The following is an 11,492-nucleotide window of genomic DNA, read 5'->3' as shown; positions in this document are numbered from 1 at the left end:
GGGGCATAGATCGTGTTGTTGTGTAAAAGAGGTTCGTCCGCAATCTGGGGCGTGAGCGCGAGGACCTTTTCGAAAATCGGAGTGCCGGGGACGGGAGAGAACTCGGCCAGCTTCACCCGTCCTCCGAGCTTTCTGACAAATTCTATGGAGGCGCGGACGTCTTCGGTCTTTTGTCCGGGAAGCCCCGCCAAAACGTAAGTTTCGATGCGATCGGGCGTATAACCGGCCTTTCGCAGTGATTCGACGGCCTCCATGTACTGGGAAGGCCGCGTTTTGTTCGAACTGAGCCCGACGGTGAAAGAATCCGTGCCCTCCAGACTCAGGCGAATCGTCTGAAAGCCTGTATCGAAAAGTATCCGACAACATTCGTCATTCAGCTGCGCAACGTGCAGCCCGTTGGGCGTGTGCAGATTCAAATCGGGAAAGTTTTCACGAATATATTCGCAAATCGGATAAAAATGTCGCTCCTTTCCCACCAGCAGGGCGTCGTCGTAAAAAGCCATGTTCGAGAGCGGGTAAAGGGACATCTGAGCGCGCAGATCCGCAAAAACGTCCTCCGGCGGACGCTGAACGAAATCGGGATACAGCCTGTGGGAGGCGCAGTATTCGCATTGCAGGGGACATCCCCGTGAAGTGAGCAGCACGCCATATCCAGGGCGGCTGTACAGGTCCAGCGCCGGCGTCGTCACGACGTGAAGGAAATCGTCCGGAAATTCCGTCTGGACAAAGTTCGCGCCGCTGCGAAGCGCGTGTTCCGAACAGAGACGCGCGTAGATTCCTCCCAACAGCACCGGAACCCTTGGAAAAATCTCGTGAAGGGTCTCCACTGCCTCAAACACTCCCGGATACCAGTAGGTCATGCCAGATGTCACGAGGATCACGTCCGGCGGGGGGCAGGAGGAGAGCCTTTGACGAAAGGCCGCCGCCTCAAGGCCGAACCGGTAATAGCGGCGGGGAATATTTTTCAGCGGAGCGGGTTTTTCCACAGCGACGCGGGAAACCTTCCAGCGCCCAAAAGAAAGGGGTGTCGTGCGTCCTTCGTCCAGGCAGTCCACAAGATGAACCTCGTTGCCCCGTTCCCGAAGAAACTGCAGCAAAAAGAGAAGCCCCAGAGGTTTTGCCCAAAGGTCAAACCAGGAAAAGTCATATACGGGCGGATTGACGCCGAGAATCCGCCTGCCCTTCAGAGCGGACAGCTCTCGTGAAAAATCCCCGCCGACGGTCTCCATCGTTCTTCAGCCCTACTGCCGCCGGATCATTGCCAGAGTCCCCGGCGTTCCGTTCGCGCTTCCTGCTGAAATTTTACGAAAAGATCGGCGTATTTCGAGTTGGGCTGGATCGTCATGACCTTTCCGTACCCGCCCAGAACCAGCTGAGCGTTGAACATGTCCCGCCGGATCGCCTCTTCGCCCTTCCCCGGTTTTGCCAGCCACAGGTAAGCCAGGTGGCGATTGTATTTATCGAGAGGGGCCACATCGTATTCCAGCCATACGCTTTTGTTTTGCAGATTTTTTTTCGTGAAGGCGCTGGCTTCTTTGCCATAGTACTGCACGGGTTTGCGCGGATGCACCGTTTCCGGAGTGTCGACGCCGATCAGGCGCACCCGACGCTTTTCTCCCGCCACGGCGACCACCACCGTGTCCCCGTCCACAACCTGGACGACCGTTCCCTGAAGCACGTCTCCGCGGGGTTCGTAAAAAGAATAGAAAAGCCCCAGTACAATGGCCCCGATCAGAGAAAGCAATTTCTTCTTCCGGGCGAGGCCGCGAAAATTTCCGTTCCGTATTCGTCTCATCACTGCAAGCATCTCCTGGTAACCGCGGTTCCCGTGGGAACGCGACGGTCATTTTCAGTTTGCTTCCATTATAGCGGCTGAATATAACGGATGAATCGACGCAACGAAATTCCCTGAAAATTTTTCAGAGAAAATGGTCAGGAAAAACGGATTAATAGCAATTTACGTTTTTTAAATTACGGCGCCCAGCCCATCAGACGCAGAGAAAGCGCCGCCGCTTTTTGCCGGAGCAGAGGAACGGCTCTGACCATGAACGCGCTGTCCATTCTTTCGGTCACGCCTCCCACGCTGAGGACTCCGATAAACTTTCCGGAAGGCTCCAGAATCGGCACGGAAACTGCCGACGATCCCACATCGTGATCTGCCCGGGTGTGGCAGTATCCCTGCTTCAGCGTTGTTTCAATCGTTTTTTCCAGATCCTGCCTGGTGACGATCGTATAGGGCGTAACGGGAACATACGGGGCCCCGGCGAGTATTTTTTCCTTCAGTTCAGCGGGTCCCCAGCTCATGATCACCTTCCAGATGGAGCCGTAGGGATAACGCAGTTCCGCTCCTTCGTTCATGATGAACCGGATAGGATGGGGACTCTCCACGGAGCAGAGACAGACGCGTCTTTCATCGATCAGGACGTAGAAACCGGCAGTTTCCTTCAATTCCGCCACGATTTCGGCGAGAACGGAGCGAATTTCGCTGATAACAGGCGTCTGGCGTTCATAAATCCTGCCCAGGGTCATCAGTCTCGACCCCAGAGAGTACACTTCCTTCTCTTCATCATACTTTAAATAGTTCATACTCTCCAGCGTGCCGCAGAGTCTCATAACCCGCGATTTATGCAGCACGAGAGCCCTGACAAGCTCGGCCAGAGAAGCCGGATGATCCACAGAGCCCAGATACTCCAAAATTCTGAGGCTGTTTAACAGAGAGACGTTTGTGCGTTCGGATTCCTTACTTTTCAAGCCGTTCAACAGTCCTTTCTCTTGTCTCTTTCCCTTTTTCGTCTGCCCTGTCCTTTTCTCAGCATTCAGTATTATAGCAATTAACAATCTCACCCTGATCCAGGCTGAACATTTGTCTGCATCCTGCCTTCGCCCTGATTCTCTCCGCAATTCACGGCAATGTCGCACACTTACAGATTTATATCTTTTACTTGACAAAGAAAAGTTGCCTTGTAAAATACACGTTATTATTAGAATGTCGGTCTAAATTTTTTATATTTTAGGGGGAGCCCCATTTTGGAACAGGAATGGGATTCAGGATTGTCTTTAAAAATTAAATCTCCCGATTTTATCCAATGGCTTGAGGAAACCTATAAAGACATTCACAGGCACCCGGAACTGGGAATGCAGGAATTTCGCACCACAGCTCTTGTAAAGTCGGTCATGTCCGAGCTGGGAGTCCGGCAAGCGGAAATACCCGGGATGGAAACGGGAGCGGTGGGGCTCGTTGAGGGGCGTATGCCCGGCCCCGTGCTGGCTCTTCGGGCCGATATGGACGCGCTGCCCATTCAGGAAGAGGCGGACGTGCCCTATCGGTCGGAGATTCCCAATGTGATGCACGCCTGCGGCCACGACCTCAACACGACGGTTCTGCTGGGCGTGATGAAATACCTGATGGAAAATCGCTTTGTGGAGCGCATGAAAGGGACTCTCAAGTTCATCTTTCAGCCGGCGGAGGAAACCCTGGGCGGGGCGAAAAGAATGGTCGAGGCCGGAGTGTTGAAAAATCCCGATGTGGACATGATCCTGATGTCTCACGGAGATCCTGAGCTCCGCGTGGGAGAAATGGCGTTGTTCAGAGGGTACAGCCACGCCAGTTCGGACAGTTTTTTCATAGAGCTTCGAGGCAAGGGCGGACACGGATCCCGGCCTTTTCAGACTCAGGATTTGCTCGTGGCCGGAGCAGAGCTCATCAACATTCTGCAGACCATCGTTTCCAGGGATTTGGACGCCCGGGATGCGGCAGTCCTTTCGGTGTGCACGTTCAACGCCGGCACGGCGCCCAATATTCTGCCGGGATCAGCCCTTCTGTCCGGCACAGTTCGTACGATGGCAGGCGAGGTGCAGGACAAAATACGCCGGCGTATGCAGGAAGTCTGCGATGGCATCGCCTCTTTGTTTCACCTGACGGCCAAACTGGATTACAAAGTGGGGGTTCCCTCCTGCGCCGTAGACGATAAAGCGGAGGAAGTTCTGAAAAAAGCGGGAGAACGCATCCTCCCGCAGAAGAACATCAGGCTCTCCAAATCGCGGATGGGAGGCGAGGACTTCGCTTATTTTTCTCAGCGCGTCCCGGCCGGCGTAATGCGCCTGGGCGTGGGAGCACCCGACGGGACGAAATGGGGATCGACCCATTCTCCGACGTTCAGGGTCGATTTACGCGGTCTTCCGGTGGGGGTATCCATCCTCGCCCAGGCCGCCGAAAATGTTCTGGCTCCGGAACCGGAGCCGGACGCGACGAAAGTGGTGTAAAAATGTCAACGGAAGCGTACTCCTATCTGAAAGATCCGAAAGTTCTGCCGGTGGAGCTGGCGCCCGACACCGGAGGCCCCTGGGACCATGTTCTGGAGCTTCCCCCGGAGCAGGAGGAACGGGCGGCTCGTCTCCACAAAAACGACATCGTATTCGATCTCCATAACCATGTTCACCGGCTGGCGAAAAACATGCTGCGCGATTTCGAGACCTATGCCCGAAGCGGCCGCGTGGCCAACGGATATGACGGAATCGCCAAATCCGGACTGACCGCCTGTTTCAACGGTTACGGAGGCAGCGCGGGGCGGCGTTCCAGCCCTGTGGCATGGCAGTTCGACGACATCGTCTGGGATATTGGAACCCGTCAGGCGGACATTTACCACCACTCCGACGTGGCAATAGTCGGCGTTTGCGTGGCCGATATTTACAGGGCAAAAGAGACGGGCCGCTGCGCCATTTTCGCCAACGTGGAAAACGCGGGGATTACGGGCAATGAAATCGACCGCCTGGACCTGTTGTACGGCATCGGGGTCCGATGCCTCGGCCTTTCTTACAACCAGCGCAACACCATCGCCGACGGAAGCAGCGAAAAGGAGGATGGAGGGCTCAGCCGCTTCGGTGAAAAGGTCGTGACGCGTCTGAACCGACTGGGCGTGCTGATGGACTTTGCCCACAGCTCGGACAGAGCCATTCTCGACTGTCTGGAGCTTTCCGACGCGCCATGCTGCATCAGCCACTCTCTGCCGGCGGCCCTCAGCAGCCACCCCAAAGCCAAGTCCGACGATCTGCTGAAAAAAATCGCAGAGGCCGGATGGGTGATTGGAATTCAGTCTGTCCCGAATATTACCTCTTCCAAACCCTATCAGTCTATTTTCGACGTGGCCGATCAAATCGACCATTGCGTACAGGTCATGGGAATCAATCACGTGGCAGTGGGAACCGACGCCATGTTCGGCAATCACGCCGACCTGCATCGCTGCATCTCGAAAATGATGGCGCATCCCGAAAAGGAGCTGGTGGGAGAATACGTGGATTACCTGGAAAATCCCGGAGAAATCCCCAACGTTTCCCGGGTGCTGGTGTCCCGGGGATATTCGGATGAAGATATCGGCAAAATCCTGGGTATGAACGTGGTGCGGCTGCTTGAAAAGACCATAGGATAAAAAGACAGGATAAAAGGAGGTGTTTTAATGTCCAAAAATGCGCGAGATGGTCTCTGGAGCGTGATCTGTCTTGCTTTGAGCCTGTGGATTTATTATTACAGCGATACGTTCCGCAGTTCCGCCCGGGTCCCGCTGCTGGCCGACGCCACTTTGTACACCCGGCTTTGGGCCGTCGTTCTTTTTCTTCTTTCGCTGGGGCTTCTGATCCGGTCCATCCGTGCCCAAACAAAGGGAACAGGTCCGGCGCTCTGTACTTTGGGAACTTTTTGCACAATAGTCCTTCTTTTGATGTATGTGCTGCTTCTGAAAAGTGTGGGATTCTTTTTATGTACTCTGGTGTTCCTGACCGTTCTGGTCACGTATTACCATTACCTGTCTCTGGACTCCGGTACGAGTCCCCGCCCCAAACTCGCGGCACTGACGGCCAGGTACTTCGTCCTGGCGCTGGTTGTGACATTTGTTCTGGATTTCGCTTTCTCCAAATTATTGAGCGTTTATCTGCCGACGTTCTCTCTATTTGGATAGTCTGAATCAAACAGTGAGGTGTATTGAGATGAAATTTTGTAAAGTCGTTTTTGCATTGTCTCTTTGTTTTGCGCTGGGGCTCAGCGTTCTCTCCGCCGAGGCCGCGGACTACGACAAATTCCCCCAGCAGCCGATAAAGGTTATCGTGCCCTTCGGGGCGGGGGGAAGCGGAGACCTGACGATCCGCACACTGCTGAAATTCGTGGATTTCGGTCAGCCTGCCGTCATCATAAACATCCCCGGCGCCGGAGCCACGATCGGAACCATGGAAGCCTATAACAGCGCTCCCGACGGCTATACGCTTTTGGCCAACACCCCCGCCGGCATGATCGTGGGCGGCCTCAACGGACAGCTTTCTCCTGAAGTTTATCAAAAGATGATTCCCATTATCGTCATGGGGGTTGACAACCCGGTGTTCTGCGTGGGCAAGGACTCTCCCTTCAAGACCGCGAAGGAATTCTTCGAGTACGCCAAAGCGAACCCCGAAAAACTGCGTCTGGCCTCCGCCGGCATGAGCACCATGTACACATCGGCCCTGATTATTCAGGATATTGCGGGAATCAAAGTGAACTACGTCTCTTTTGACAGTTCCACAAAATCCCGGGCGGCTCTGCTGGGCGGCCATGTGGAAACGCTGCTGGCCACCATATCGGAAAACAAAGCTCTTATCGAAGCCGGAGACCTGATTCCCCTGTTTGTTCTTTCGAAAGAACGTTCTCCCTTCCTTCCCGACGTCCCCACCATGATCGAGCTGGGCTACAACGCCACAGGCTGCCTTGGAACCCGTGGCGTGTGGGCGCCCGCCGGCACTCCGGACCCCATCGTCAAAAAACTGGAAGCGGCTTTTCTCAAAGGGCTGAAAAATCCTGAATTCAAGAAAATCTATCTGGAGAATATGGGCATCGAGCCGGTGGAATGGGACAGCGCCACCACCCGCGCCTGGGTGGACGAAAACGCAATCTATTATAAAGAGCTTTTGGAAAAATATGGCGACGGCAAATGACGTTTTTCGGCTGAAAAGGGGTCTGCCATGGATATCCTGTCAACTCTGAGCACAGGTATAACGGCTTTCTTTTCTGACCCTTCCATATTTTGTCTCCTGGTGGGGGGAGTGATTCTGGGGCTGATTTTCGGCGTCATCCCCGGGTTGACGGCGGCTCTGGGCGTTTCGCTGATCCTTCCCCTCACCTACGTCATGTCCCCGATACAGGGCCTTGCCACCCTGATCGGCATCTATGTGGGAGGCATTTCCGGCGGTCTCTATGGAGCCGTACTGCTCAACATCCCGGGGACCTCGGCGTCCATCGTAACCTGTTTCGACGGTTTTCCCATGGCGAAAAAAGGCCATGCCGCCGAAGCTCTCTCGATGGGGATTTTTGCCTCCTTCATCGGAGGGACCTTCAGCATGTTCGTCCTCATCACCGTGGCGCCGCTTCTGGCCCGGGTGGCCGTCATCTTCGGCCCCTGGGAGTATACAGCCCTCGGAATCATGGGACTGAGCGTGATCGTAAGCCTGGCCGGACACGATATTCTGAAGGGCCTCATCGCCTCGACTCTGGGTATTTTCATCTCCGTCGTGGGAATGGACCCCATTCTGGGAATCAACCGGTTCACCTTCGGCCTGTGGCAGTTCAACAGCGGGTTCCCAACGCTGGCGACCCTGATGGGCTTTTTTGCCCTGGGAGAAATGTTGACCCAGGTTCGGAGCATGGCCAACAAAAAGGCGGAGTTCATCCGGATGCAGGAGCGCGTTCCCCTGCTGCCCTCCTGGGAAAATCTCAAAAAATCCCACGGGGCAATGTGGATTGGCTCCATCGTGGGCACGGCCATCGGTATTTTGCCGGGCGTGGGGCAGTCAACCGCGGCCATGATCGCCTATTCTCAAACTCAATCCCTGTCGAAAAAACCCGAAGAGTTCGGAACGGGGCGCATCGAGGGAATAGCGGCCTCCGAGTCGGCCAACAACGCGGTCAACGGAGGCGCCATGATCCCCATGATGACTCTGGGCATTCCGGGGGATCTGGTGACGTCCATTTTAATGGGAGGCCTGGTCATCCACGGCCTTCAGCCGGGTCCGCTGATGTTCAAGCTAAACGTGGACGTGGTGGGATCCATGTTTATAGCCTACGCCCTGTCCAACGTGGTGATGTTCGTCATCGCGCTGGCGTCGGTCCGGCTTTTCGTCCAACTGCTCAAAGTTCCGGCGAAAATTCTCTATCCCGTCATTCTGATTATGTGCATACTGGGAACCTACAGCGTCAACAACAGAATTTTCGACATCTGGGTTCTGATGGGTGCCGGAATTTTCGGCTACTTCTTTACCGGCAGCGGTTTTCCGCTTCCACCCCTGATTTTGGGGTACATTCTGGGCCCCATTGTGGAAAGCAATTTCAGAACCGCCATTATCGCGGCCAACGGCTCTTTTTCCGAACTGTGGAGCCGCCCCATAGCACTGGCCATACTGGTCGCCGCACTGCTTTTTATCGCGGCGCCTCTTTACTCGAAGGCAAAAAAGGCAGGGCACGACCATGTCGCGGATCAAAAAATGTGAAGTACAGATCATTAAACGCCCCACAGTGGTGATGACCACATCTTACGGCGTACCGCCCCAGGAAAAGGAACACGTCATTCTGTCGATCGAAGACGAAGAGGGTAACAGGGGGTGGGGTGAATCCACCCCCCTGCCGGAATTTTCCGGAGAGACGGCTCAAAACGTCGCCCTGATTCTGAAGACGGAAATTCTTCCGGGAATTATGGGAATGGACAGCTTCAACATCGCTGCCGCGCATCACCGGATGGACCGCCTGATTTTTGGAAATCACGCGTCAAAAATGGCCGTTGACGGAGCCCTGTACGACCTGAACGCGAAGAATCTCAAAATTCCTCTTTACCGTCTGCTGGGAGGGAAAATGCGGGACGAAGTTCCCATCAATCGCCACATTGGAATCGTCTCCCTGGATGAAGCCGTGAAAAAAGCAGAAAAATATCTGGAGGACGGATACAGAAGCGTCAAAATGAAAATAGGTTCCGACGTGGATGCCGATGCGAAGCGGGTTCAGGCGGTCAGAAAAGTTCTGAGGCCCGACGTCGCCCTGAGAGTGGACGCAAATGGAGGTTACAGTTTCACCGACGCGTTTTCTTTCATCCGTCAGGTGGAAAGCTGCGGCCTGGAGATGTACGAACAACTCCTTCCCTCCTGGGATCTGGACGGCATCGCCGAAATACGACGAAGCACCGGAGTACCCGTCTGCATTGACGAAGGGATCTTCTCCCCTCACGACGCGCTTGTCTCCGCGGAAAAATATGCCGCGGATTTCTTCACCCTCAAACTGGTCAAAACGGGCGGTATTTATAAAGCGCTGCAAATCGCCGGCGTTGCGGAAGCGGCAGGAATCAGATGCGTCGTCGCCAATACCTTTGACACTCAGATCAACTGTTCGGCCTGTCTGCATCTTGCCTGCGCTCTGCCATCGGCCACGGTCCCCCATGACCTCACCTGCTTCGCCACCCAGCCGACGCTTGCCGATACGTGCCACACCCTCGAAAAGGGGCTGCTGCGGGTCGGAGACGAACCAGGCACGGGAGTTCGAAGTCTGGCGGAGTTTTCCCTCTGAAACAAAAAACCCGTACGAAAGCGCCCGATTGAAAGCAATTTGGTATCAGACCGTTTCGGAGCTGTTTTTAAAGGCCCTGAGGAAACGGACGGAAGCGTCGTAAATGTGTTTGCGCACAAGGACCTCGAATCCCGCGGCATCTCTGCTTTTAAAAACGGTGTAGAGCTCCTTGTGCTCCTCATTGGAACGTACGATCTCATCGCGATGATGGAGACTCAGATTCCAGCACCACTGAATCGCCTTGATCGCCCTGTCGTAGTATTGCAATAACGTTTGATTCGGACACTCCTCGACAAAAAGAGAATGAAATTCATAGTTCAGACTGCGATAACGTCCAAACTCCTCGGGACCGGCCCCGGAAATGGCCTGCATCTCCCGAAGAATCGACTCCAGCTGCAGATATGTCCTGTCCGTGGCTGTCCTGCAGGTCAGTCCCCCCGCGAAGCCCTCCACCATTTCCCAGATCTGATAGTATTCCTCCGCCAGCTCCAGCGACAGAGGCGCGACGATTTTCCGATTTTGTTCCGTCCGGACGACAAGACCAATATTCTCCAGCCGCAGCAGGGCTTCCCGCACCGGCGACCGGCTCGTTCCAAACACCCTCGCCAGCTTGTCCTCAGCCAGAAGACTGCGCGGCTTCAGTTTCCCTTCAATGATATGACCTTCAATGATGCTGAAAATCCGATCAACCAGGTGATCGACCGAAAGGGTCTCCTGAGCGTCAAATATCTCGTCCATCATTTTTACTTCTCCTCATCTTGACTGCTTTACTTCTTCTCACGTTTATTCCTTCTCTTTACCGTCGACGGTATATAGTGTACAATGTGTATAACCTAAAAAGCAAACTAAAAAATTCCTTCAAAACCAGGGCATTGTAAACGAAACTGTCAAAAATGCGGCATTGGATTAAATAATGTGCAATCTTATGGGGGGAAAATATGTGATGTGGCAGACGATACCGTTTAGAGCTCCGAAAATCACCTTTGGGATGAACGCCGTTCAGCAGGTGGGCAGCGAGGTCAAGGCGCTGAACGTGAAAAACGTGTTTTTGATCACCGGGCCCAGCGTCAAAAACTCCGGTGCTCTCGAAGCCGTTGAAAAGAGCCTGAAGGAGGCCTCCATCGCCTGGGAGGTCCACGTCCTGGAGCGGACGACCTCCGAACCCACGACGGACATGGCGGAAAATGCGGCGAAGCTCATCCAGGAGAAGGGATCGGACCTCGTTATCGGCCTTGGAGGAGGCAGCGTTCTGGACGTGGCGAAAATGGCCGCGGCGCTCACGGCAAATCCCGGCAAGGTCAGAGAATATTTCGGACCGGGGAAGGTGAAGAACAAGGGCACGAAATCCCTGATGATCCCCACCACCGCCGGAACAGGTTCGGAAGTCACCCAGCACGCCATTTTCCTCGACGTCGAGAACAACGTGAAAAAGGCGGTCGCTTCCCAGAGCATCATGGCGGACGTGGCCGTCGTCGATCCCATGCTCACCGTCACCAGTCCGAGAAAAGTCACCGCCGCTTCGGGGTTCGACGCCTGGCTTCACGCCGCGGAACCGTTTCTCTCGAAGAACGCCAATCCCATAACGGACGCGCTCTCTCTGGAGGCCGTCCGGATCATCACCCGCAATCTTGGACCGGCCTGGGCGGATCCCAACAACCTGGACGCCCGCTATAACATGTCTCTGGGGTGCCTCATGTCGGGATTCTCGCTGGCCAACGCGGGAACGAGCCTGGTGCACGCCATGGCTTACCCCATCGGCGGAGAATTTCATACCCCCCACGGCATATCGCTTTCCGTTCTTCTCCTCTCGTGTTTCAGGGCCATAGCCGCCTCCAAAGGAGAACGCCTGATCCGCCTGGCCGAAGCCATGGGGGAAAACGTGGCGGGGCTACCCGTTCGCGAGGGCGTCGACGTCGCTCTGCGAGCC

The 11,492-nt window shown here is 55.0% G+C and carries 11 protein-coding genes; 7 read left to right on the top strand and 4 right to left on the bottom strand.

Annotated features, from left to right (window positions below):
* From LBR61_10060 to LBR61_10050, 3 genes are all read right to left on the bottom strand, one after another.
* On the bottom strand, positions 1 to 1,229 hold a 1,229-nt coding region (locus LBR61_10060; GenBank protein MDR1732420.1), incomplete at its 3' end, for a radical SAM protein.
* Positions 1,230 to 1,255: 26 nt separating this feature from the next.
* On the bottom strand, positions 1,256 to 1,795 hold the full coding sequence (locus LBR61_10055) for a thermonuclease family protein (protein ID MDR1732419.1): 540 nt from the start codon (positions 1,793 to 1,795) through the stop codon (positions 1,256 to 1,258).
* Between the two features lie 176 nt (positions 1,796 to 1,971).
* Complete coding sequence (locus tag LBR61_10050; GenBank protein ID MDR1732418.1) at positions 1,972 to 2,760, bottom strand: IclR family transcriptional regulator; 789 nt, start codon at positions 2,758 to 2,760, stop codon at positions 1,972 to 1,974.
* A gap of 267 nt (positions 2,761 to 3,027) precedes the next feature.
* Here LBR61_10050 and LBR61_10045 point away from each other — a divergent pair, with 267 nt between their 5' ends.
* The 6 genes from LBR61_10045 to LBR61_10020 are packed head-to-tail and all read left to right on the top strand — an operon-like array spanning position 3,028 to position 9,565.
* Positions 3,028 to 4,263, top strand: coding sequence for an amidohydrolase (locus tag LBR61_10045; GenBank protein ID MDR1732417.1), 1,236 nt, complete (start codon positions 3,028 to 3,030; stop codon positions 4,261 to 4,263).
* 2 nt (positions 4,264 to 4,265) lie between these two features.
* On the top strand, positions 4,266 to 5,426 hold the full coding sequence (locus tag LBR61_10040) for a dipeptidase (protein ID MDR1732416.1): 1,161 nt from the start codon (positions 4,266 to 4,268) through the stop codon (positions 5,424 to 5,426).
* A 27-nt stretch (positions 5,427 to 5,453) separates the two neighbouring features.
* Complete coding sequence (locus LBR61_10035; protein MDR1732415.1) at positions 5,454 to 5,951, top strand: tripartite tricarboxylate transporter TctB family protein; 498 nt, start codon at positions 5,454 to 5,456, stop codon at positions 5,949 to 5,951.
* Positions 5,952 to 5,979: 28 nt separating this feature from the next.
* Positions 5,980 to 6,954 carry a tripartite tricarboxylate transporter substrate binding protein gene (locus LBR61_10030; GenBank protein MDR1732414.1) on the top strand — a complete coding sequence of 325 codons (975 nt, stop codon included), beginning with the start codon at positions 5,980 to 5,982 and terminating at the stop codon, positions 6,952 to 6,954.
* Positions 6,955 to 6,981: 27 nt separating this feature from the next.
* Positions 6,982 to 8,502, top strand: coding sequence for a tripartite tricarboxylate transporter permease (locus tag LBR61_10025; GenBank protein ID MDR1732413.1), 1,521 nt, complete (start codon positions 6,982 to 6,984; stop codon positions 8,500 to 8,502).
* Positions 8,480 to 9,565: a hypothetical protein gene (locus tag LBR61_10020; protein MDR1732412.1), complete on the top strand. Its 1,086-nt coding sequence runs from the start codon at positions 8,480 to 8,482 to the stop codon at positions 9,563 to 9,565. The genes LBR61_10025 and LBR61_10020 overlap by 23 nt, the downstream gene beginning before the upstream one ends.
* A 45-nt stretch (positions 9,566 to 9,610) precedes the next feature.
* Here the strand turns inward: LBR61_10020 and LBR61_10015 are convergent, their stop codons facing one another.
* A complete protein-coding gene (locus LBR61_10015; protein MDR1732411.1) occupies positions 9,611 to 10,306 on the bottom strand; it encodes a GntR family transcriptional regulator in 696 nt (231 codons plus the stop codon).
* A 202-nt stretch (positions 10,307 to 10,508) separates the two neighbouring features.
* Here LBR61_10015 and LBR61_10010 point away from each other — a divergent pair.
* Positions 10,509 to 11,492: iron-containing alcohol dehydrogenase (locus tag LBR61_10010; protein MDR1732410.1), on the top strand; the 984-nt coding region annotated here is incomplete at its 3' end.

Source organism: Synergistaceae bacterium (genome assembly GCA_031272035.1).
Taxonomy (GTDB): Bacteria; Synergistota; Synergistia; order Synergistales; family Aminobacteriaceae; genus JAISSA01.
This window is presented reverse-complemented; position numbering and strand designations above follow the sequence as displayed.

Excerpts from the sequence above, each read along its gene's own strand:
- LBR61_10055 (MDR1732419.1), bottom strand. The coding sequence starts at position 1,795 with ATGAGACGAATACGGAACGGAAATTTTCGCGGCCTCGCCCGGAAGAAG.
- LBR61_10035 (MDR1732415.1), top strand. The coding sequence starts at position 5,454 with ATGTCCAAAAATGCGCGAGATGGTCTCTGGAGCGTGATCTGTCTTGCT.
- LBR61_10025 (MDR1732413.1), top strand. The coding sequence starts at position 6,982 with ATGGATATCCTGTCAACTCTGAGCACAGGTATAACGGCTTTCTTTTCT.
- LBR61_10030 (MDR1732414.1), top strand. The coding sequence starts at position 5,980 with ATGAAATTTTGTAAAGTCGTTTTTGCATTGTCTCTTTGTTTTGCGCTG.
- LBR61_10015 (MDR1732411.1), bottom strand. The coding sequence starts at position 10,306 with ATGATGGACGAGATATTTGACGCTCAGGAGACCCTTTCGGTCGATCAC.
- LBR61_10040 (MDR1732416.1), top strand. The coding sequence starts at position 4,266 with ATGTCAACGGAAGCGTACTCCTATCTGAAAGATCCGAAAGTTCTGCCG.
- LBR61_10020 (MDR1732412.1), top strand. The coding sequence starts at position 8,480 with ATGTCGCGGATCAAAAAATGTGAAGTACAGATCATTAAACGCCCCACA.